Origin of the sequence: Neptunicella plasticusilytica (assembly GCF_047922965.1) — a bacterium.
GTDB classification, from domain to species: domain Bacteria; phylum Pseudomonadota; class Gammaproteobacteria; order Enterobacterales; family Alteromonadaceae; genus Neptunicella; species Neptunicella plasticusilytica.
The window spans coordinates 209,987-233,496 of the sequence record NZ_CP150481.1; the positions used below are offsets into that span (position 1 = coordinate 209,987).

A 23,510-nucleotide genomic window follows, 5' to 3' on the forward strand; every position below is an offset into this window, starting at 1 on the left:
AACTTTTATTGCGTGCTATCAAATACTTTCTTGCCCTGAATCCAGGTAGATTTCACTTTTTGCTGTGTATCGAGCACAACAAAATCGGCGGCATAACCGACGGCCAGTTTACCTAAACTATCTTGCATACCAAGGTACGTTGCCGGTGTCATCGACGCCATATTTAAACTGTCAGCCAGCGAAATACCTAGATCCTGATGGGTATTGCGAACTGCCGTGGCCATATCCAGTGCAGAGCCGGCCAGCGTACCGTTGGGTAGGGAGAGCTTATCACCGGTACGAATAATTTCGGTATCCAGATAAGGCAATGAGCTGATATCCGAACCTACATGTGCCATCGCGTCGGTTACCAGCATGATTTTTTGCCAGCCTTTGGCTTTTATCGCCAGTTGGCAACTGGTGGTGTGGACATGATGGTGGTCAACAATGAGCCCGCAATAGCTGCGGGCATCATTTAATGCCACACCCACCATGCCGGGTTCACGGCTGGTAAGTGGCGACATGGCGTTATACAAATGGGTAAAACCGCTGGCCCCGGCCTGCAATGCTTGCTCAACCACATCTGCTGTTGCATTGGAATGCCCCAGACACACATGCACACCCTGTTTAACCATATCGGCAATGATATCGGCCGGCACATTTTCTGGTGCAACCGTTACAATCACTTTGCCTAAATCCTGCCGACAGTATTGTGCCAGTTCCTTGTCACTAATCGGACGGATGAAATCGGTTGAATGGATCCCGCGCTTAGGTTCACTTAAATGAGGGCCTTCGAAATGGATCCCGATAATTCCCGGAGTTTGCTGACGGATGGCTTCTGCCATCGCATCGGCAGCTTGTTGAATAACGGCTAACTGATCGGTAATCAAGGTTGGCAGCATGGCCGTTGTGCCATAGATGGCATGGCCTTTAACCATGGTTTTCAGGGCATCAACGGTGGGAGACTGGTTAAACAGTACGCCACCGCCACCATTAACTTGCACATCGATAAATCCGGCGCTAACCAGTCCCGGCAATACGATACCCGGCTGGTTGTTAGTTGCTGGCGTTATCGCAGTAATTTTACCATCATCAACGGTGAGAGCGATGTCGCTCAGCATGTCGTGGCCGTCAAATAATGTTTCTGCAATGTAAGTGATTGGCATGGCTGTCCCTAAACTGTTTGTGTGACTTTTTTAAGGCCAACAGGACTATCCGGGTCCAGACCCATTTCGACCGCAATTTTTTCAATATCCAGGTAGAAGCGCTGTAAAATGGCTAACGCCGCTACACGAGGATGCATGCTTTTATCGTTGTGGGTCAAACTACAAATAGTTGCACCGCGACGTTTGACTTCGGCAATCTGCTCGCAATGAGAGGCGTAGGACTCATCTTGCACCGAGATATCGACAATGGCCAATTTTTTCTCCACCAGAGTAACAGGACCGTGTAAAAATTCGGCGCTACTAAAAGCTTCAGCATGGACACTGCATACTTCTTTGAGTTTGAGCGCAATTTCGCGGGAAATGGCATAACCAAAACCCCGTCCTAATACCACGCAATGTTTGAGTGGCGCGACAAATTCTGTGGTTAACTGGGTGGCATCCTCTGCGGCTTGCTGCATTTGTGCGGGTAAATCGTTCAGCGCAGTCAGCAGTTTTTCATCCTGTTTCCAGCACGCCACCATCTGTAATATGGCGCTTAAAGTGGCCAGATAGCTTTTGGTGGCCGCTACCGCCTTTTCTTCATTGGCACGCAGTGGCAATACAAAATCGACAATTTCTGCCAGTGGTGAAGTTTGATCATTCACCAGAGCGACACAAAAAGCCCCTGAGGCTTTTGCTGCGCGAGTTTGAGCCAGAATATCCGGGCTACGACCGGATTGCGAAATCACAATAACCAGTGCTTTATCCAATTTCAGGGTTTGACCATATACACTGTTGACTGAAGGTGCCGCAGCACAAACCGGTAAATTGGCTTCGATTTCAATCAGGTATTTAGCAAACACACCCGCGTGATCAGAAGACCCACGACCAACCATATAGACATAGGCAGGATCAAAATCACGAATTTGCTGACCTAAATCCACACAAAGATCCAGATTACCAACTAATTGATTGGCAATAATAGAGGGGGCTTCAGCGGCTTCTTTGGCCATAATACTGGTTGACATTTTATGCTTCTCTCACTGTTTGAGTTAAGGTCCGGGCAAGTAACAATGCCCCGATCTCAGGTAAATGTTTGGGTGGTTGAATATGTTGTTTGACATCTTCATCCAGCCATTTGGATATATATTCTGCCAGGCCGCCTATCATCGACAAGCGTGGCGGCGCATTGCTGAGCAGGCGTCTGGCCATATTGCTCAGGTATGCGGCACCCTCTTCAACAATCTTCAGTGCCATCGGATCCTGGGCATTGGCCGCCTGCATTACAACCGGTGAAAGCTGGGCAAAGAACGCAGGTGTTTTGCCCACCAACAATTCAACCATTTCATGTGCGTTGGTCACCTTTAAAAAGCTTAATACCTGATCCACTAAAGGATAGTAGGAGGCAACGCCATCCAGCGCTTCCAGAGACTGATTAATCGCCATCAGGCCCAGCCATGCACCACTGCCTTTATCACCAACGCAGAATCCGTGTCCGCCGATTTCAAAGTATTGCTGATTGACCACCGACGCACCAGAAGAACCGGTACCGGTAATGATGATCGCGCCATCTTCACCATTGTGCGCGCCTAAACAGGCAATATGTAAATCGGTTGTCAGATGCATGGCTTTAAACGGGTGCTGCCACTTTTGCATTTGCGCGTTAAAACCTGGCAAATTGACACCGGCCAGTCCAATGCCGGCATACAACGAACCCAGTAATGATAGGGGCAAATTTGAGTTGGTAAGTGCTTGCTCAGCCGCATCAACGATGGCACTTTCTGCCTGACTGATTCCCCGCAGCGGGTTGGCAGGGCCGGCAATGCCTTCACCCAGCAAGTCACCCCGACTATTTTGCAGTCGTGCCTTGCACTTGGTGCCGCCACCATCAATACCAATAAAATATTGTTCTTGCGAACTCACCTTGTTACTCCTGGATGTTGTAGTCACTGAACGACAATAAGGTGTTCAGAATTTGCGCTGCCGGTTATTTTAACAGCATGATGACAGCGCTGTCATTAAATTTATTATTACATTTATATGTAATTTGTATAATTATTTTATTCCTATATGACGGCTGTGATAAGACAATTCTGGCAATGCTGTTCTGAATTGCAGAGATGCTTGTGCCGGTAGTGGTTTAACGTAGTCCTGCCATTCACCGCCAGCCTGCCTGTACTGAATGGTTAACCCCGGAAAATAGCTGTTAGCATGTAACAAACCCTCTACTTCTTTTATACCCGGGGTTGGAAGCCGAAAAAGTACCTTGTTTCTGGCCAACTCAGGCAAGGCAAATCGGGTCATGGCATGGCTAAATCCGGCCCAGTCTTCGAGTTGTTGTGTTTTTGCCTGCTGGCTAAAGGTGTCGCTATCAGTGGAATAATTCTGACCTGGCTGATAGGCAACCGCCCAATCAGCTTGATGCCAGGCGCGCTCGGCAAAGGCTATTAAACGGGGAAACAACATATATTCGACGGCGCTGTCGGCTCGAATGGTTTCACTCCAGAATTGAGCCTGCATACCGGTAAATGACAATCCTTTATCGCGTGGGGTGGAATCGGTAGCGGTGTAGGGATTGCCCATATTGTCTGGCCAGATCTCGGCATGAGCGGGCAAGTTTTCCGGCATAAATTCAAATACCTGGAAACTGTCGGTATAGCGTGAGCCCCAGTAATATCCAGGTTCCTGGGGATCTTTCTGGTAAGGGAAATCAAAATACAGCATGTCCGGCAGGGATAGTATGGTATCCCAGTGGCGGTTAGCGAATTCGTGGGCACGATTATGTCCTTGCCAGAATAACGCATCCCAGATATTAGCCTGCATTTTGGCGGGTAACTTGTCCTGTTTGACATGAGCCAAGCCGTCACTCCAGGCGCCGGCGACCAGTCCTTTGTCGGTGACCATCTTGGCCACCTGGGCGATAAAATAAGGAGTAAGCTGATCAGTTGATTCCAGTTCATCATTTTCAGCGATTAACTTGGCACATGCTGGTGAGTCATTCCAGGCCCCTGCGGTTTCATCCGCCCCGATATGGTAACGGCGCATGGGTACACCCGCCTGCTGGTGCATTTTAGCCACTTCATCGATGACTTTTTCAATAAACCGATAAGTGGACGGAATACAGGGGTTGAGTGTGTTGTCATTATAGTGCTGGATAGAACTGTACTGGCTTTTATCATTCAGATCCGACAGTAGATATTGTTCGGCTTGTTCGGTTTGCTCACTTTGTTTGAACTTGTTGTAACGTGCTTGCATGGCTTTGACAGCCGCGCGGGAATGTCCTGGCATATCTATCGCCGGAATCACTTCAATTTGGCGCGCGTGCGCGTATTGCAGAATATCAACGTAGTCATGGGTGGTCAGATAGCCGTTTACGGGCGTGTCTTTATTCGACCCACTGCCCAGTTGTGGTTGCAAGCAATGTTGTTCGGTTAGATCAAAACAGCGATATGCACCAATATCGGTCAGTTCGGGTAGACCGGGAATCTCCAGTCGCCAGCCTTCATCATCAGCCATATGTAAATGCAGCTTGTTGATTTTGTAGATGGCCATCTGATTCAACAACTTCAGAATCAGCGCCTTACTGTGAAAGTTACGTGAAATATCCAGGTGCAGGCCGCGGAAATCATAACGAGGTACGTCAGTTACCTTGCCCACCTTCAATTGCTGCTCAGGCTGGTTAACCATCTGTGCCAACGACATCAGGCCATAAAACAAACCGGCATCGTTATTGGCACTAATCCGAATTTTTTCCGGCTCTATGGCTAACTGGTAACCTTGTTCACCCAGTTCTGATGACGCTACCTGATCAAGCTCAACAGCTAATCCGCTATCCGACAGGGATACACCTTGACCTTCAAGCAAATCCATCGCGGCGGCAAAGCGCTGCTGGTTTGTTTCGCTGATATTCAGGCCCTCTGCCAGGCTAACACTTTGGGTTTGCCAGTCTGCCTGCTGGAGTTTGGGAATGACCCGCGGGATTTGTTGTTCCAGTGATGCTGCCGCGTTCATTTGTTGATGCTTGTCGTATAAATATTCAGGTGTTGCAAGCGGAGTGTTGTCTTTTAAACCACGTTGGGTTTGTTTTTCCGATGTAAAAGGCAGCACATGTGGCATATGCGCCAGCTGTCGATCCTCAGTCTTTATTTCTACCGTAGACTGGATAACACGTGGTGCTAATCCGTCAGCGACGACAAAATAATTCGGCGTAAAATCAGACTCTGCAGTTCGCCAGTTAGGGCCTTTAAACGGAATAGTGTAAGTCTGTCCGGCAACGAAAGACTGGCTAACCGGCTTGATAATATGTAAGTCGCCATTGATATGTTGAATATCGAACTGGTCACTACCATCCCACTGGATAGGGGAGGTCTGGCTGAAATAGATGGTCCAGTTGTTGGTGTCGACATTATCAGGAAAAGTCAGATTGAACTGAGCCAGGTAACACTGATCGTTATCGGCATCAGGGCAGTCAGATACATTGATATTGCTTTGTACTTCGACGGTTAAATCCAGTTTGTCAGCCAGATTATTAAGTTGTGCCTGAGTTAGGGTGGCTGGTTGCACGGATTGTTCGCATCCGCTTAATAAACAGGTCAGGCTCAGTGTGGCTAGCAACAGGGATTTCATTTAACAGTCTCTCTTATCGTTGTATTTTTTAATTTCACCACGCTGTGTGATGTATAAATGGAATTTTGTTTAAATAACATAAATGACAGCGCTGTCATTTATGTTATCAACAGTTTACCTAATTGCAACATTTTTGTTCATTATTTAGCTGGTAATTCGGATATCAATCCGCGGCTGCGCCCTGCGATATCCAGTTCCACCGTGTCAATCGACTGCTTTTGTTGCAAGGTAATAAACAGTGTTTTGCCTTGCGGGCCACCAAAAGCGACGTTAGTCGGAAACTTGCCAGTAAGAGTGATTTCTTTAATGATTTCACCCTGTGGAGACAAAACAGTCACATTACCTGCTCCGTAACGAGCCACATACAAATTACCCTGCTGATCACAACGCATGCCGTCCATGCCGTGGTCTTCAAACTGATAGAACAGACGCTTATTGGCGAGTTGATTGTTGGGCAATATATCGTAAATCCAGATATTGCGTTGCGCGCTTTCATTGACGTACAGATGTTTTTCGTCGCTGCTGACTTCAATGCCGTTGGTGGTACCCATATCGGCTTCCAGTCTAACTAATTTGCGATCCGCTTTAACCATCCACAGCTGCCCGCTATTATTTTTCCAGTCAGGATCGCTGGCATAAATCACTCCGCTGGCGGTAATGGCAATATCATTAGGCTGATTCATCCGGTCATCGTGCGCATAGATATCGACGGCTTTGGATTGGGGATCAATACGCAGAATATTATGCCCGGTATAATCGGCAACAAACATGCTGCCATCCTGCCCAAAACGGATGCCGTTACCCGTGCTACCCTCTGGCAAATCGATAAAATGGCTGGCTTGGCCTTTATCATCAATGATGCCGATGGTGCCTTGTTTGGCAAAATTAACCGCATATAAGCGTCCATCACCATCTACTGCCGGTCCTTCAATACCTTTGGTAAATAAACCGTCCTTAGTAAAAGCCTGCGCTTGCAGTTTAGTTGTGTCAGCATAACTGAATGTTACTGGCATCAAGCCAAAAGCAAACAAGAAAAGACGAGAGAACAGTTTGATTTTCATGTAATTAATCCGGAAGTGTTGGGTTGGCAAATGACAGCGTTGTCATTTATGTTAGCAAGAGTATAATCATTTGCAACATATTGTTTAATACGCCCAAATAGGACATTCTAAATCAATGGTTTTATTATGATTTGTGGTTTTGTCAAAGTGCGGAAACCTACAGCATCGAGTGGTGTTTATGTCTACACCTGTTAACAAGATAGTGATCGTCGGTGGCGGAACCGCCGGCTGGATGGCAGCGGCCAGTTTAGCCCGCTATGGTAAAGGCCAGCTGGCGATAACGCTGATTGAATCCAGTCAGATGGGCACGGTAGGAGTGGGTGAGGCTACCATACCGAATATTGTCGATTTCAATCGCAATTTGGGCATTGATGAAATCGAGTTTATTAAAGCGACCCAGGCAACTTTTAAATTGGGTATTCAGTTTGAGCACTGGCGCCAGCCAAACCATCACTTTTTCCATCCGTTTTCGGATTATGGCGTCAAGATTGATAATGTCGAATTCCATCAATATCTGCACCGTCTGATCGCGGCAGGCGATAAAGTAGAGCTGGCGGATTATAGTTTCTCCTGCGCGTTAGCCAAAGGGCGACGTTTCGCCCAGCCCCACCCTAATCCGCCCACCCCTCTGGCGGATTATTCTTACGCCTATCATTTTGATGCGGGTCTCTATGCCAACTTTTTGCGTGATGTTGCACTAGAACAAGGCGTGACACATATCGATGCCAAAATCAGCCAGGTTAGTCAGCATCAAGGTAGCGGTTTTATTCGTTCAGTGACGCTGGATGATGGCCGTCAAATTGACGGGGAGTTATTTATTGATTGCTCGGGCTTTAAGGGTCTCCTTATTGAAGAAACACTAAAAACCGGCTACGAGAAATGGAGTGAGTGGTTACTTTGCGATACCGCCATGGCAGTGCAGACGGAGCGGGTGGGGGAGCCAGTTCCTTTTACCCGAACTATTGCCGAGCGTGCCGGTTGGCAGTGGCGTATTCCACTGCAACATCGCACCGGTAACGGGCATATTTTCAGTAGTCAGTTTGAAGATGTTGAACAGGCTCAAAAAACGTTGCTGGATAGTATTGAAGGTAAAACAGTCAATACTCCGCGGGAAATTCGCTTTACCCCGGGGCGACGTAAGCAAATCTGGAACAAGAACTGTTTTGCTCTAGGCTTGGCTAGCGGATTTATAGAGCCGCTGGAATCCACCAGTATTTCATTGATCCAGACTGCGATTGCCAAGCTACTGTCGTTTTTCCCTGATCAATCGTTTAATCCCCATGATATTGCCGAAGTCAATCGTCTGCATAATCTGGAAGTTGAGCGAATTCGGGATTTTATCATTCTGCACTACAAATTGAGTCAAAGGGATGATTCGGCGTTTTGGCGACATTGTCGCAATATGACGGTTCCTGACAGTCTGCAGCACAAAATCGAGTTATACCAGAGCCGAGGGCATGTGGTGATGTACGATCATGAATCCTTTGAGCAGGCCAGTTGGTTAACCATGTATCACGGTTTTGGCCGAAAACCGGTACGTTTTGATCCCCGTGCTGCGGTAGTGGATATCAATCTGGTCAGACAGAAATTGCAACAAATGCGCGATTCCATCAACAGTGCAGCAACGCAGGCAATGCCTCACCAGGCCTTTATTCAGCAACACTGTCCGGCGAGTTAATCTGGTTCTGGGTGGCAATATTTAACAGCTTTATCCGGGTTTCATTGCCCGACAATATTGGTCGATAAATGCCTGATGGTGAGGTTGTTGCTGAACAATATTGAATATAGCCTGTCGACCACTATCCAGAGAGCGTTTTAATGTTGGGTAGTGTAGGGCGTCCACCGTCGGATTATAACTATCTGGAATTATCCCCATTCCGGTATAAACAGCGTACCAGCTAGTGGGTTGAAATAAGGCTTCATCGGCCGGGATTAAACCGCCCGCTACTTTAAAAAGATCCAGTTTTTGTTGCAGACTGTCCGGAATCGTCATATTGCGGCAGTATTGCCAAAAATCAGTATCGTTTCGTTGTGTAGTGCAATAATGCAATATCAGAAAATCACGGATTTCCTCGTAATCAGCTTGTACCCGGCGATTAAACTCATTGCGCAGTAACTCATTGCAATGGCGATCCGGAAATAGCCGTACAAATAACGCCAATGTTTTGGAAACCAGATGAATGGCGGTGGACTCTAGTGGTTCCAGAAAGCCTTGCGCCAGCCCCAGCGCCAGGCAATTATTTTTCCAGGGGTGTTTGCGCATACCGGTTACAAAAGGGATCACTCGGGGCGTGTTGAGCGGTTCGCCTTCAATACTGCCGAGCAAGGTGTTTATCGCCTGATCATCGCTACAATATTTATCGCAAAATACATAGCCATTACCAGTACGATGTTGCAGAGGGATACGCCAAGTCCAGCCTGCGTCTTTGGCTGTTGCCACGGTGTAGGGAGATGGCTCACCGACGTTGTCAGTCTGGACTGTTACCGCACGGTTGCAGGGCAAATATCCAGACCAGTCGTCATAGCCGCTTTGCAGTGACTCTTCAATCAGCAAGCCTCTAAAGCCACTGCAGTCAATAAAGAAATCACCGTTAACGACTTGCCCACTTTGCAATCTGACACTGGCAATATCGCCACCCGCTGTTTTTATTACCTTTTCTACCAATCCTTCAATACGTGTAACACCTAAATTTTCTGAAAACTGGCGCAGATATTGTCCCACTAAAGTGGAGTCCAGGTGCAGTGCGTATCGGGCCGATGCCAGAGGGGTGTTGATGGCTTTAAAGGGTAGGAAAAAACGATTGTGTTCCGCCAGTACCGCCTCCGGTGAGTGTGCCATGAGGGGCGTAGGATCGCCTTCAGCGCGAGATTTCAACCAGCACTGATAAAATTCATGGCCGTCAATCCTTTTGCCTAAACTACCGAAAGGATGGAAATAGGATTGTCCGGTTTGGTACCAGTCTTCGAATTTAATTCCCCATTTAAATGTTGCCTGGGTCGCTTTGATAAACTCGGCTTCATCTATGCCCAAGGCACGAATGGAGTCTAATAAAGGCGGAATTGTCGCCTCCCCAACGCCCACTATGCCGATAGTGTCGGATTCAATCAGGGTAATTTGGACTTCGGTCTGTTTAAAAATATTGGCCAGTGTGGCAGCAGCCAGCCAACCAGCAGTACCGCCACCGATAATCACAAAGTGTTTAATAGCATCAGATTGCATTATGAATCCATCGTAGTTGGCTTTTTGTATCCGGCAAAACGGCGCAGAAATTCCACGTGTTCGGGGACAGCATCGACAGTTCGCTTAATGTGATCACGCATCTGATTCAGACTGTTTTGCATATAGTCCAGCGGCATATTGTCAACAGCAGGATCGTAATGATCAGGTAGATAACCCAGTCCGCTAAAAATAGCCAGCCAGCTGTCAGCACCAAAAATTTCCCAAGGATAACGGATAATATCCCCTTTGCTTTTAAACAAGCGCATTTTTTCGGCCAGCTTGTCAGGCACCTCCATTTCGCGGCAATATTGCCACATTGGGCTGTCAGTGCGCTGATTGGCCTTGTAATGCAGAATAATAAAATCCCGTACCCGCTCGTACTCCAGTTGGGTAACCTCATTAAAGCGGTCTATTTTTTGTTGGTTGTATTCAGGCGAGTCAAACGACAGGATGATCTTATCGATAGCCGTTTCCACCAGCGCAATACTGGTACTTTCTAATGGCTCTAAAAAGCCGCTTGCCAGCCCAACGGCAATACAGTTTTTATTCCAGGCCAGCTTACGTCTACCCGGGGTAAAAGAGAAACTGCGTGGTTCATGCAGTGTTTTACCTTCGACGTTGTCCAGCAATGTCCGGGTGGCTTCATCGGTGCTGATATACTGACTGCAAAACACATGACCATTACCGGTGCGGGTTTGCAGCGGGATGCGCCATTGCCAGCCGGCGCGATGGGCTTTTGAAATAGTGCGCGGAATAGGATCATTCACGGATTCACTTTGTACCGCCACTGCTCTATCGCACACCAGCCACTGGCTCCAGTCTTCAAAACCGGTTTGCAGACTTTGCTCAATCAGCAGACCTTTAAAGCCCGAGCAGTCAATAAACAGATCACCTTGCAGGGTTTGGCCATTGTCCAATTTGAGTGATTGAATATCACCACTGTCAGAATCCAGTTGCACATCGGTAATTTTCGCATCGATAGCCGTTATCTGGTTGTCGGTGGCGCATTTTTTCATTAATGCAGCAAACAGACCTGCATCAAAATGCAGCGCCCAGTCAAAAATCATCAATGGTGAGTCTGGTTTGGGAGCTGGCAGGCAAAACTTGTTGTGTTTAGCCAGATTAATACCCAATGAATAATCTTCCAGCTCAGTGTTATCGCCCATTTGACGTGACTTAAGCCAATAATGATGAAAAGGCGTGTTATTGGAGGGTTGGCCAAATAAACCAAAAGGATGAATAAAGGAACTGCCTTTTGAGTGCCAGTCCTGGAATTCTATCCCGAGCTTACAGGTGGCATTGGTGGCACGGATAACATCGATATCGCTTAGGCCCAATTTGCGATAAAACCTTCTAAGCGTGGGAATAGTCGCTTCCCCCACACCGATAGTGCCCAATTGTGACGATTCCACCAGCGTAATCTCGACAGGCATATTCTGGAAATGTTGACTTAATGCCGCCGCTGTCATCCAGCCTGCGGTGCCTCCGCCGACAATGACAATGGATTGAATTTTTTTAGTAGATACCGACATTTATTACCGCTTATTAGAAATAAACCACAGACTTGTCCGGTGGCTCAAAAATAACCATAAGTGTCCTTGACTGCAACCTGTGCTCAACAAAAGACACTGATGGTTATTTTCGCAAGTTAACCTGAGTTCGATGTATGGATTCAGGTTAAGTTAGAAAATAAAACCCGCCACAAATCCATGTGGCGGGTTTTCTAGGTGTTAAGCGGAGCTTAACGAGACAACAACTCGGTTATCAGAAGGTAACGCGGGTACCAATGGTCCAGCGTGCTTCATATTCATTCTGGAAGGCTTTCTGATCCGGGAATTCCAGATAAGTCTGCTGATATTCTTCTAGGATGTTAGAGCCGTTCACATAAACACTGATATTGTCGTTTACATGGTAAGTTGCACTGAGATCCAGTTGTGAATAATCATCCTGATACAATGACTGACCACCTACTGCATCAACGGTTCCCGTAGTGATTAAGCGCGGACTACGAGAGTTCCAGGCCAAACGGGCTGAGAAGGATTCTTGTTCATACCAGACCACAAAGTTGTAAGTGTCTTTGGACATACCGACGAAAGGTAAGTCTTTGCCAAACACATCTTTGCCTTCCTGAGAACTGTCACTGTAGGTGTAGTTGGTATCCAGACCAAAGTTATCCAGGATGCTGTTATCCAGGAAATCACTGAATGCGATCTTGGCACCCAATTCAAAACCTTTAACACTGCCACCTTCGCCTTGCACCTGAGTAGTGAAAGGCCATGGACCACGACGGATGCCATCTGGATCCGGCTCATCGATCATCACGGTTCCGCTGGTTGCAAAACTTTCGATATCAATATTGTATGTTGCCACGTAGGCCATGGAAGCTTCGCCAGCATACCATTCGGCGGACAATGAGATATTCTCAGAACGCCAAGGGTTTAATCCCGGGTTACCAGACAAGGTACCGTTGACCACACGTAAACAGTCACACTCGCCGTTAATTGTCATACCAACGGTTTTACCACCACCCCAGCTAGCCAGATCCAGTGCTTGCATATTTTTCGAATAGGCAGCACGAAGGATGATATCTTCACTGGCATTGTATGCAACGTTAAGTGAAGGCAGATAATCGGTATAGCTGCGTTCTGTAACTACATCGCCAGTATCCGGACCCAAGCCACTGTGAGGCAGGTTAACACCGACTAGATTTTGTTTAACATACAAGTCGGTTTCGATAACTTTCATACCAAAGTTACCGCTGAAATCACCCACTTCGAAATTAGCTTGCAAGAAGTAGTTCAGTTCTTCGGTTGATACATCATAAGTGGCACCGCCATTTTCAGTGCGTTGTACATTGCCAAAAGTATCTAAATGCCATTGGCGAGGGTCACGGAAATTTTCCGGATCGATTGACCAGACACCTGGAATCCCTTTGACGCCACCAAAATCGGTCTGCCAGGACACAGTAGTGTGCTGATCCAGACGCGTAGGAGGTAACAAGGTATAAGGTACCCAAGTACCAGCAGTGAGGTCACCGACATCTTCAGTCAGATATTCACCCGCAGCAGGATTGCCTTCACAAGTTTCGGTGGTGTAGTACTGATCGACTGCTTTCCACTGGGCAATATCACAACCATCACCAAAGGTGGAGGTATAGCTGAACTGATCATGATCCACTTCACGCTCTAAGGTGCGCACACCAAAATCAATACTAGTGATAAACGCGTTGTCTTCCAGTCGATAGTTCCAACGGGTACTGAAGGTATTAATGCGCCCTTCGTCATCGGTATTGCCTTCAGACGAGAAGGCACCAATATGATATGAATCCAGATCGGCCATATAATCGGCAACGCTGCGCACGCCTTTACCGCCATTAACCATTTGGTCAAAGCCGCTAAATACCGGATGTTCACCAGAAGCATCATAAGACAGGATAAAGGCGTCATCCTGGATACCGCCTGGCGCAAACTGGGCATAACAACCTCCAGCATCACCGACAACATCTTCGCCATGGGTACAATATTCAGGTTGGGCGAACTGACCAGGGCCGGTTACCAGTGTTCCCTGATCGATACTTAACATATCGCCTTCACCGTAGCCGTGACGCATGGTAGCGGTGGCTTTAGCGCGGGTCATACGTACCTGACCGGTCAATGCACCACCGTTGTCATAGTCGAGCTGCAGATTAAAATTATGTGATTTTTCTTCGTTGACATTCACCTGGGTAAAGGATTGCATCCGCCAAGGCGTCATATAAAAGGCATTAACACCACCCCATTCGGCGCCGTTGGCATCGGTGAATGAGTCACCGGTCCAGCCATCTGCAGTCGGGTAGGCATATTCGTTAAAAGTGTACCAACGGTTATTTTGTGAGAAACCGCGGCGATTATTAAAACGATTTTGGTCGGTATAGAAGTAGTCCGCAGTTAAGGTAAAGCCTTCACCCAAATCGGCTTGGGCAGATAACTGGAAGGCATTACGTTCGCGCTCTTCTTCTTTGTTAAAGGCTGCAAAGCCTTGAGGTACAACGTGGTGTGTCTCTTCACCGCGCGAGTTGGGTCCCCAGGTGTGGTTGTTGTTAGCTGCACCGATACCACCGTTTTCAGAGGTATCGAAGTAACCGTTATAATCGGTTGCCAGTGTCACATCGGTTTTAACCGCAGCAAACAAGATACCGAACTTGCCATCGTTGTAGCTGATTAAACCGTTTATTGTCGGGTCGGTTTCTTTACTGATAGAGCCCTGAGTCACTTCGACACCGCCGGAGAAGGTATAGCCTTCTTCCATATCAAAAGGACGGCGAGTTTTTAAATCAATGGCACCGGAAATACCTGCAGCGCTATATTTGGCTTCGGCAGATTTGTACACGTCCACCCCGGAGAACAACTGCGATGGCAAATCGCCAAAGTCAGCACCGGATGAATCAATAGTCGTAGCGCTTAAGAATACTTCACCGTTCATGGTGGTATCAATTTGAGGTAGGCCACGAATTTGTACCGGACCACCTTCACCCGCCGTACGTTCGATTTGTACACCGGAAATACGTTGCAATGAATCGGCAATGGTCACGTCAGGTAATTTACCGATATCTTCAGCGGCAATACCGTCCAGTTGCGAAGAAGCAAAACGTTTTGCGTTGATGCTGGCTTGTGTACTACCACGAATACCACTGATTTGAATCACTTCTACATCTTTAGCACCAGCTTCTTCCTGTGCGCTAACTGCGGCGGGAAATAGGGCGGCGGTGCTGGCCGTACCTATACACAGAGCAAGCTTGATACTCTGTGATACTTTGTTGAGTTTGGTTTGGGTCATGTTCACTGTTGAGTCCTCTTTTTTATTTTTGACAGCGCTGTCATTTGGCGTCTTTAAAAATGACAAGCGCTAGCCTATTTTTATAAAATAAATATGACAGCGTTGTCATTATTGATTAAATTTACAACAGGGTTTTTGAGAACGCAAATGTTAATTACAAAAAAATAACATTTATTTTTGTGCTGGAAATCAGCTAGCGAATAATTCTTGCTGGTAATCAAATACCACCTTGTGTTACCAATGTCGCTATTGAATTTGGAATGAAACAATATGAAATCAACCATCAAAGATGTGGCAGAGCTGGCTGGCGTATCAATAAAAACGGTGTCCCGGGTGATAAACCAGGAAGGCTCCGTTCGCCCGGATACCTTAAAAAAAGTATCAGAAGCTATCGCATCGCTGAATTATCAGCCTAATCATGCGGCCCGGAATTTGGCCGGAACACGTTCTTATGCGTTAGGTTATGTTTACGATAATCCCAATGCCTATTACGTTATTGACATGCAAAACGGCATTTTAGGCGAATGCCGCGAGAAAGGTTATGAGTTGATTATTCACCCCTGCAATGCCGCAAGTGAGAATATTGTTGAAGAGATTCGCATGATGGTTATTCGTTCCCAACTGGCGGGATTAATTATTTCACCACCTTTATCGGAAATGCCGGCTGTGCTGGATGCTCTGGAACAGATGGATGTGAACTTTGTACGGATTATTTCCGGTTCCTGCGAAGAAAATGAAAACTCACCCTGCGTATTTATTCATGACCATGAAGCCGCTTACGAAATTACCGAGCATTTAATTAATCTGGGCCACCAGAAGATTGCCTTTATCAGTGGTGACAAAGATCACCGTTCAACTGATGAGCGGCATAACGGTTATATCGCGGCGCTACAGAAACATCAGATCGAATTGCACCCCGAGTACGTGTTTGAAGGGCAATATTCATTTAAAACCGGGGTGGAAGGGGCCCAATATTTACTAGGGCTGGATGATCCGCCGACAGCAATATTTTCCTGTAACGATGAAATTGCCGCAGGAGCGCTTTTTGCGGCCCGGTTGATGGGCATTTCAGTCCCTGAACAATTATCCATTGCCGGATTCGAGGATAGCCCCTTCTCGCGTCAAACCTGGCCTAAACTGACCACTGCCGCCCAGCCAACTAATGTGATTGCCCGTAAAGCCTCGGCCTCACTGATTTCACACATCATTGCCCAGCGCAGCGGCAAAGGACACGTTGGAAGCATTGCTCATCAACACTTCCAGCCGCAACTGGTGGTCAGGGAATCCACCCAGCGAGTGGCAGAAAGCTGATCTATTTTTGTTTTTGGTGACCAAATTAAAAATAAGTTGACTACCAAGAATAAAAATAGAGCGAGGAGTGGCGGGCTTCGAGCTGCGAGCTAAAAGACAAAAAACAGTACTATCGCCAAGCCGCAGAGACGCGAAGGTAAAACCGTTCATCCTGAGCGCGAGGTACGAGCTGTCGAAGGACAGAATAATCGGTTCACCCCTTCGACTATTCGTACCTCATGCTCAGGGGAATCGGATAATTAAATCAGTCAGATTACCCGCAACTTGGTCGTAATAAAAACAACGGGATCCCGGCCTAAAAGACCACCGGAATGACAAAAGTGACGGACACAAAACCACTTTTCGATCATTTATTTGGCTAACCCTGCGTTTTGGCGAGAGATTTTATTCCGCCAATATCGCATTAATATGCCTGGCAAAAGGCTCTGGTTGCATAAAGCCGGTAATGCGCCCGCTGCTGATTTCATTGCCTTTGGTATCAAAAAACAAAATAGTGGGCAAACCCAAAACCTGGAAATGATCCTGAAAATCCAGATTCACCGCGGTGTTATCGGTTAAATCAATTTGCATCAATACGGTATTTTCCAACGCTTTTTTGACTACCGGTTTGGGAAAGGTATATTTCTCGAATTCTTTACAAGCCACGCACCAGTCGGCATACAAATCCACCATCACCGATTTGCCCTCGGCATTGGCTGCCGCCAGTTTGGTTTGAAAATCTTGCAGATCCTTAACACGCGTAAAACTCACATCATGCTGAACGGTTGTTTCCTGCCCGGTTGGTTGTGCAGTTTGTGGAAACAAGCTGTGGTAACCGTAAAGCGCGCTGCTAAACAAACCTAAAAAGATCACCAGTGTGCGCAAGCCTTTCATTAGAGTTTGCTCACTGCTTTGGTTCATTACTTGCCAATAGCTGAACAATGCCAGGCCGAGTAAAGACCAGGCCAAATCGGTCCAGATATTGGTGACCATGCGCTCTACAAACAGTATTGCCACCGACAGCATCATAAAACCAAATGTAACCTTGACTACATTCATCCAGTTACCGGCTTTAGGTAGCAGTTTGCCACTGGTCAGGGCAAATAAAATAAGTGGAATTCCCATTCCCAGACTTAAAACATAGAGCGCGGCAAAACCTAACAACAAATCACCACTTTGCGCCACAAACAGCAGAATACCTGTGAGTGGAGCGGTGGTGCAGGGTGAGGCAACCAATCCGGAAATCGCGCCCATAATAAACACGCCCACCACACTACCGGCAGTTTGTTTGTTGCTCAGGTTATTCAGTTTTTCCTGCCACTTTGAAGGGAGTTGTAATTCCCAGGTACCGAACATCACCAAGGCCAGCAGGACAAAAATAACAATCAGCGTGACTAATATCGCCGGATGCTGCAACGCTGCCTGAAATTGCACTCCGGCAGAGGCAACGATCAAACCCAATACCGAATAGGTTAGTGCCATACCCTGCACATAAATAAAACTCAGGCTGAAAGCTTTGGTCGAGCTAATTTGCTTGCCTTGGCCCAAAACAATCGCGGACAAAATCGGGTACATGGGGAATACGCAAGGCGTGAAGGCCAATAAAACTCCCAAGCCTAAAAACAATAACAGGGTGTAGGCGAGGTTGTCGCCACGAGTGAGTTGATCGGCCAGATCAAACTGCTGCGACTGTGCAGATGCCGGACTTTCTTGGCTAACAGTGGTTTGGGTTGTCAGTGCGGGATCTGTCGAGGCCTGATTAGTGGCATCGACCTTTTGTAAATAAACCACCTGAGTGGTCGGGGGATAGCACAAGCCCGCATCAGCACAGCCTTGATAACGGATTTTGACTACGCCATCCTGCATTGATTCGATAATTGGGTATTGAATATCCACCTGCTGATAAAACACCTCGGAGACGCCAAAAAATTCATCTTCGTGTTCTTTACCTTTCGGGAAAACGGGTTCACCGAGCTGGGCGTCCTTGACCACAGTCTTGAACTGTTTTTTATACAGATAATAACCCTCGGCAATTTGCCAGCTCAGGGTTAGCTGATCGCCTTTTTGGACGAACTCGAATGCAAACGCCTGATCGACAGGCAAAAATTGCGGCTCTTCGCTAAACATATCCTGCAATGGGTCAGAAATTTGTGCCTGACTGACAGAACAAATCAATAGCAAGGAGGTTAAAAACAGTCGTAACAAGGTCATAGCGGGGAAAGTCTCTTAATTTAGTTATTTTAACGAATCGCGCACCCAGTTCAGATACGCTTCACTGCCGCTGGCCACATCCAGTATGAGCCACTCCGGCACATCATAAGGATGAAAGCTGATGACTAGCTTAAATAAGTCATCTGTCAGTTGCCGTTTAGTTTTAAAAATCAGCTGAACTTCATTGTCTTGCTGGACTTCTCCTTGCCATAAATAAACTGACTCAACTTTGTCAATAATACTTACGCAAGCCGCCAACTCCTGGCTGACGGCAGCATGAGCGATTTGTTCAGCAATGCTCTTCTGTGGACAAGTGCATAGTACAATACAAAACTCAGTCTCCATTGACCCGCTCCAACATCAATTCATTTCGTCGTTGTACCATTTTTGTTCCTGTTATTACCATCTTGCTGCTGATAAACAGGTATAGATATCGGTTAATTGTCTTAATTTAGAGTAAATAATCGGCCAATTGCAGCTTTAACTTGTCAATATTTTCAAGTTGATGTGTGGTAAATATCTGTTTGCCGTTTTTTATCACCACCATAGCGGGCACCTGCTTAACACCGAAGGAAAAGAACAGATCGCCGGAATGATCCACCGCCACCGGGTGCTGGATGTGGTATTTATCAACATATTCAGCTAAATCCTTTTCCTCGGTCCATAGATGACTCACTACGCCCTGTATCGGGATATTCGGGTCGTCAGCGTATAATTGATTAATTGTTTGCTGGGCGGCAATACAGGCTTTCGACATTTCGGGCCGGGTTTTTTCCAGATACCAGTCACACCAGGTGGCAGTAAAAAATAATAGCAACGGTTGGTCGCTGTTAAGCATAATAGGAGCATGATTGCCTTGTTGATCGGTTAACGAAATAACCGGTAATTCACTGATAGATCCGGCAGCCAACAATTCGATTTTGCGATCCAGTTTGGCATCTGCTTCGTGTCCTTTGTGAACCACCTCGCCATCTTTATTGATCAGGACATGATAAGGCGTGCCCATAAAGTTGAGCGAGGTTGCTAATGAATCGTCACTGTCCAGAGCGATAGGCATAGTCAAGGAAAACTGCTTGATAACGTGCTGGATCGCTTCGCGGGTCTCGTTCATATCCAGGTTAATCGACAGAACCTGAATTTTATCGCCGTATTGCTCCTGAACGTGCTGGAAATGAGGCATTTGTTGCATACAGGGCTGACACCAACTGGCCCAGAATTTTAAATAGAGTGGTTTGCCCTGGGCGAACTCTGCCAGTGTTTGTGGGCTGGAGTCCATTAACGTTACTTGTGTTTTGTGTATATCAAATCCGTCCGCCTGCGAGCAAGGAGCAAGCAGTATTAGTAGTAAAGACAAAATAACCCGTTTCATATTGATTCCTAAAATAAAGGGATTCACACCAACAAGATGATAATGCCCAGTATAAGCCAATGCGACATTTCATCTTCGGCAGCTGTTGCCAAACACCAGTGTGGAAGTTAAATTGGTTTGGTTAAAGTGCCAATTATTAATATTTTTATGGAACCAATTTTTGAACTTGAACTGGATCTGACAGATTTACACCGTGGTCAACTGCTCAGTTCACTGCATCGCCAATTATCAACAGCCATAATGGACGGCAGATTAAAAGCCGGGATACGTATGCCGGCCAGTCGCAAACTGGCGGCGAGTTTAGGGATATCACGTAACACCGTGATTGGCGTGTACGATATGTTGGTCAGCGAAGGCTATTTGCATAGTCAACTCGGAGCCGGGACATTTGTTGCCACAGTAGCGCGGCCTGCAGTGAGGAGCAAAGCGGCGCAGAACAACGATCCGCGTGTTAACCGCTATTGGAGCAACCCACCGTTATTTGTGGTCGAGCACGAGCAAAATTGTCAATGGGATTTTTCTGTTGGTAGTCCGGAACTGAGTGAGTTTCCTTTCGGTGGTTGGCAACGACAAGTTAATCGCCAGATGCGATTACAGTCTAAAGGCAATTTGCCTGTACCTGATCCGCAGGGGCAGCCTAGTTTAAGAGATGCCATTGGCGGGTTTGTGTCCCATTCCCGCGCAGTTGCCTGTGATGCCGGGCAAATACTGATTACCACAGGTGCTCAGCAAGCTTTTGACTTAATCGCGCGAATTTTGGTTAAAAGTGGTCAAACCCGTGTCGCCATGGAAAATCCCGGCTACCCGATGGCACGGATGGCATTCCTGGCAGCCGGTGCGCAGATCCTGGATATTGCTGTGGATGAAGAGGGGATTTTGGTGTCGGAAATTCCCTCATCGGTGAATATTATTTACGTTACCCCGTCACACCAGTTCCCAACCGGTGTGGCAATGTCCGCCGCCCGACGGGCGCAGTTATTGGCGTTGGCTGCACGTCATAATATGGTGATTATCGAAGATGATTATGACAGCGAATTTCGCCTTGGTGGTCCGCCGATCGACGCATTGCAAACTCATGATCGCCATAATAGCGTGTTTTATGTCGGAACTTTTTCCAAATGCATGTTGCCGGATATACGGTGTGGCTTTGTTGTCGCGCCGCGCTGGGCCATGTCGGCATTAATCGCGGCTAAACAACAAACTGACTGGCATAATCCGGTGGTAACTCAGGAGGCTCTGGCCCAATTTATTGTTCAGGGGGAGCTATTACGCCATATCCGTAAAATGCGGCGTATTTATCGACAGCGCTACGAGACTATCCTGGCCAGTATAAACAAGGATGCCAATAGTAAAATGCGGCCCTTACCGATTTTGGCCGGCGTGCATGTGGCGCTGGCTGTGGAAAGCCAATGGTCAAGTAAAGAGATGGTCGTTAGGGCCAAACAGGTTGGGATCAAACTGCATAGTGCTAAAGAATTTAGTACAGGTAACTATAACCACAAACTGCTAGTGTTAGGGTTTGGTCATATTAGCGAGCAAGCAATTCCGGCGGGAATTGAGAAGCTGATCAACATTTTGTAACGATTTGTCGGGTTGTGTTTGATTTTTTCAATGCCATAACCAAGGCAAGTCCCACCAATACAGGATACCTATTTTGGGAAAGTTGTTTATTTTATTTGCCATTCTGCCTATCGCAGAAATTGCTTTACTGGTTAATGTGGGAGAACAGATCGGTGGCTGGAATACCGTGGCGATTGTGATTATCACTGCCGCAATCGGCTCCTATCTGGTGCGGCAACAGGGGTTGGCGACCTTGTTTCAGGCGCAAACAAAAATGCAGAGTGGGCAGATGCCCGGCCAGGAAATGGCCGAAGGTTTGTTGCTGGTAATTGCCGGTGTGATGCTGGTGACCCCCGGTTTTATCACCGATACCATGGGATTTTTACTCTGCCTGCCGATGACCCGACCCGCCATTGCCCGCGCTATTGTAAAACGCATGCAAATGCAGGTGGTTAACAATATTCACCGCCAGCAACAATCGGGTTTCCATGCCGAATTTCATTCCAGCTATCAGCAACCGCCTCAGGAACAGGACGGCGATATTATTGAAGGTGAATACGAAAACAAGGATGATTCTGGCCGCGATAAATTAAATAAACCAGACTGACACCGTAACCTGAACAACGGAAACCGATAATGAAAGCCTGTGCCTGCCATATCTTGGTAAAAACTTCAGCAGAAGCTGAGAAACTTAAAAAACAGCTTGATAAAGGAGCCAGCTTTCACGAACTGGCCAAAAAGCATTCACTTTGCCCGTCCGGTAAAAAAGGCGGCGATTTGGGCGAATTCGGCCCCGGCCAGATGGTAAAAGCCTTTGATAATGTGGTGTTCAAGAAACCCATATTGCAGGTACATGGCCCGATCAAAACCCAGTTCGGTTTTCATCTGATCAAAACTTTATATCGGAACTAACCCCCTTTATTTATTCACCCTTCGGCCACAATACATATAGTTCCGTACATCCTGAGCGCGAAGAATGAGCTGTCGAAGGATCAGGGTAAACGGAAGTATAGGCAGTTAAAGCATAAACTATCCGCAATAAATAAAAACCTGTTCCCGTTCCCCTATTAGTTTGTGTTGCTTTGTTGTAAAAAGGCGTTGTGATCAATATCGGGGATAAATCTGCATGAATAAATTGCTGACGTTAATTTTAAAAGGCTTGGTGGCGGTGTTGCCATTGGGGCTAACAATTTATTTTATCTATTGGTTTGTATCCAGCCTTGAGGCTGTGCTTCAACCCGTTATACCTGAGCAGTACTATTTTTCCGGGATGGGGTTGCTGGCCGGACTGGTTTCGCTGTTGCTGATTGGTCTGGTCATTAACTTATATGGCATTCGCTGGCTGATTGGGCTGGGTAATAAAGTGCTGATAAAAATCCCGCTGGTTAAGTCAATTTATGGTGCCATTCAGGACATTATCACAGTGTTTAATCTCAGCCGCGATAGCGATATGCAAAGTGTGGTATCAGTCGATGTGGGTAATGAGATGCGGGTCATCGGCTTTATTACAGGTGAGAAAACCGGCCAAAGACTGTTTCCGCAAGATGATCGTATCGGGGTTTATATTCCTTTAAGTTATCAAATTGGCGGGCACACTGTATATGTGCATCGGGATAAGTTAACGCCTTTGGATATCGGCGTTGAAGAAGCCATGCGGCTGGCACTGACTGCTGGAGCCAAAGCCGATAAACCCGAGTCCTAGTTTAGCTATCATAATCAACGGTTGTCAGAGCCGCTTTTTGTTCGTTTTGATTGGGCAGCAAAGACAAAGTTTTTACAAAAATTTTATCTTTGCCCCTTGAGTTCATCCACAACACCCCCATTTGGTCTTGCAGAATACATTTTCGGTGTGTCGGCAATATTGTCAGCACGCCATCAAATTCCCGCTTTGCGGGGTTATTAACTAGACATTACTGGAATTTTCAGGAGATTTGAAAATGGCAATCCGTCCTTTACATGATCGTGTAATTATTAAGCGTCAAGAGCAGGAATCCAAATCTGCAGGCGGTATCGTACTCACTGGTTCAGCGGCAGAAAAGTCGACCCGTGGAGCTGTGGTAGCTGTGGGCAATGGTCGCTTGCTGGATAACGGCGAAGTGAAAGCCCTTGATGTAAAAGTTGGCGATATCGTAATTTTCAACGATGGCTACGGCGTTAAAACCGAGAAGCTGGATGGTGAAGAAGTGCTTATCCTGAGCGAAAGCGACATTTTGGCTGTAGTTGAATAACAGCCC

Annotated in this window: 18 protein-coding genes; 7 read left to right on the plus strand and 11 right to left on the minus strand. The window is 46.9% G+C overall.

Annotated features, from left to right (window positions below):
• Positions 1 to 5: 5 nt before the first annotated feature.
• The 5 genes from nagA to V1467_RS01010 all read right to left on the minus strand — a co-directional run bounded on the left by nagA (position 6) and on the right by V1467_RS01010 (position 6,811).
• Complete coding sequence (gene nagA, locus V1467_RS00990; protein ID WP_416306946.1) at positions 6 to 1,145, minus strand: N-acetylglucosamine-6-phosphate deacetylase; 1,140 nt, start codon at positions 1,143 to 1,145, stop codon at positions 6 to 8.
• Between the two features lie 8 nt (positions 1,146 to 1,153).
• Complete coding sequence (gene nagB-II / locus V1467_RS00995) at positions 1,154 to 2,152, minus strand: glucosamine-6-phosphate deaminase NagB-II (RefSeq protein ID WP_416306947.1); 999 nt, start codon at positions 2,150 to 2,152, stop codon at positions 1,154 to 1,156.
• A gap of 1 nt (position 2,153) precedes the next feature.
• On the minus strand, positions 2,154 to 3,047 hold the full coding sequence (gene nagK, locus V1467_RS01000) for an N-acetylglucosamine kinase (RefSeq protein ID WP_416306948.1): 894 nt from the start codon (positions 3,045 to 3,047) through the stop codon (positions 2,154 to 2,156).
• Between the two features lie 132 nt (positions 3,048 to 3,179).
• Entirely contained in the window at positions 3,180 to 5,750 is a 2,571-nt protein-coding gene (locus tag V1467_RS01005) for a family 20 glycosylhydrolase (protein ID WP_416306949.1), read from the minus strand.
• A 140-nt stretch (positions 5,751 to 5,890) separates the two neighbouring features.
• Entirely contained in the window at positions 5,891 to 6,811 is a 921-nt protein-coding gene (locus tag V1467_RS01010; RefSeq protein ID WP_416306950.1) for an SMP-30/gluconolactonase/LRE family protein, read from the minus strand.
• 178 nt (positions 6,812 to 6,989) lie between these two features.
• Here V1467_RS01010 and V1467_RS01015 point away from each other — a divergent pair, with 178 nt between their 5' ends.
• Positions 6,990 to 8,489 (plus strand): tryptophan halogenase family protein, encoded by a 1,500-nt coding sequence (locus V1467_RS01015; RefSeq protein ID WP_416306951.1) that lies wholly within the window; start codon positions 6,990 to 6,992, stop codon positions 8,487 to 8,489.
• A gap of 30 nt (positions 8,490 to 8,519) precedes the next feature.
• Here V1467_RS01015 and V1467_RS01020 read toward each other — a convergent pair whose 3' ends face one another.
• The 3 genes from V1467_RS01020 to V1467_RS01030 form a co-directional block, all read right to left on the minus strand.
• Positions 8,520 to 10,031: a tryptophan halogenase family protein gene (locus tag V1467_RS01020; RefSeq protein ID WP_416306952.1), complete on the minus strand. Its 1,512-nt coding sequence runs from the start codon at positions 10,029 to 10,031 to the stop codon at positions 8,520 to 8,522.
• Positions 10,031 to 11,563 (minus strand): tryptophan halogenase family protein, encoded by a 1,533-nt coding sequence (locus tag V1467_RS01025; protein WP_416306953.1) that lies wholly within the window; start codon positions 11,561 to 11,563, stop codon positions 10,031 to 10,033. The genes V1467_RS01020 and V1467_RS01025 overlap by 1 nt, the downstream gene beginning before the upstream one ends.
• A 232-nt stretch (positions 11,564 to 11,795) precedes the next feature.
• Complete coding sequence (locus V1467_RS01030) at positions 11,796 to 14,846, minus strand: TonB-dependent receptor (protein WP_416308628.1); 3,051 nt, start codon at positions 14,844 to 14,846, stop codon at positions 11,796 to 11,798.
• 270 nt (positions 14,847 to 15,116) lie between these two features.
• On the opposite strand from V1467_RS01030, the gene V1467_RS01035 reads away from it, so the two are divergent.
• Positions 15,117 to 16,157 (plus strand): LacI family DNA-binding transcriptional regulator, encoded by a 1,041-nt coding sequence (locus tag V1467_RS01035; protein WP_416306954.1) that lies wholly within the window; start codon positions 15,117 to 15,119, stop codon positions 16,155 to 16,157.
• A gap of 384 nt (positions 16,158 to 16,541) precedes the next feature.
• On the opposite strand, the gene V1467_RS01040 is transcribed toward V1467_RS01035, so the two are convergent.
• The 3 genes from V1467_RS01040 to V1467_RS01050 form a co-directional block, all read right to left on the minus strand.
• Positions 16,542 to 18,347, minus strand: coding sequence for a protein-disulfide reductase DsbD (locus tag V1467_RS01040; RefSeq protein WP_416306955.1), 1,806 nt, complete (start codon positions 18,345 to 18,347; stop codon positions 16,542 to 16,544).
• A 24-nt stretch (positions 18,348 to 18,371) separates the two neighbouring features.
• Positions 18,372 to 18,692 carry a divalent-cation tolerance protein CutA gene (cutA, locus tag V1467_RS01045; RefSeq protein ID WP_416306956.1) on the minus strand — a complete coding sequence of 107 codons (321 nt, stop codon included), beginning with the start codon at positions 18,690 to 18,692 and terminating at the stop codon, positions 18,372 to 18,374.
• 106 nt (positions 18,693 to 18,798) lie between these two features.
• Positions 18,799 to 19,716: a TlpA family protein disulfide reductase gene (locus V1467_RS01050; RefSeq protein WP_416306957.1), complete on the minus strand. Its 918-nt coding sequence runs from the start codon at positions 19,714 to 19,716 to the stop codon at positions 18,799 to 18,801.
• 147 nt (positions 19,717 to 19,863) lie between these two features.
• On the opposite strand from V1467_RS01050, the gene V1467_RS01055 reads away from it, so the two are divergent.
• From V1467_RS01055 to V1467_RS01075, 5 genes are all read left to right on the plus strand, one after another.
• The gene (locus V1467_RS01055) at positions 19,864 to 21,297 is read left to right on the plus strand and encodes a PLP-dependent aminotransferase family protein (protein ID WP_416306958.1); all 1,434 of its coding nucleotides are present in this window, start codon (positions 19,864 to 19,866) and stop codon (positions 21,295 to 21,297) included.
• A gap of 73 nt (positions 21,298 to 21,370) precedes the next feature.
• Complete coding sequence (locus V1467_RS01060) at positions 21,371 to 21,883, plus strand: FxsA family protein (RefSeq protein WP_416306959.1); 513 nt, start codon at positions 21,371 to 21,373, stop codon at positions 21,881 to 21,883.
• Between the two features lie 29 nt (positions 21,884 to 21,912).
• On the plus strand, positions 21,913 to 22,188 hold the full coding sequence (locus V1467_RS01065; RefSeq protein WP_416306960.1) for a peptidylprolyl isomerase: 276 nt from the start codon (positions 21,913 to 21,915) through the stop codon (positions 22,186 to 22,188).
• A 214-nt stretch (positions 22,189 to 22,402) separates the two neighbouring features.
• A complete protein-coding gene (locus V1467_RS01070) occupies positions 22,403 to 22,978 on the plus strand; it encodes a DUF502 domain-containing protein (protein ID WP_416306961.1) in 576 nt (191 codons plus the stop codon).
• 235 nt (positions 22,979 to 23,213) lie between these two features.
• Complete coding sequence (locus tag V1467_RS01075) at positions 23,214 to 23,504, plus strand: co-chaperone GroES (protein ID WP_416306962.1); 291 nt, start codon at positions 23,214 to 23,216, stop codon at positions 23,502 to 23,504.
• Positions 23,505 to 23,510: the final 6 nt, after the last annotated feature.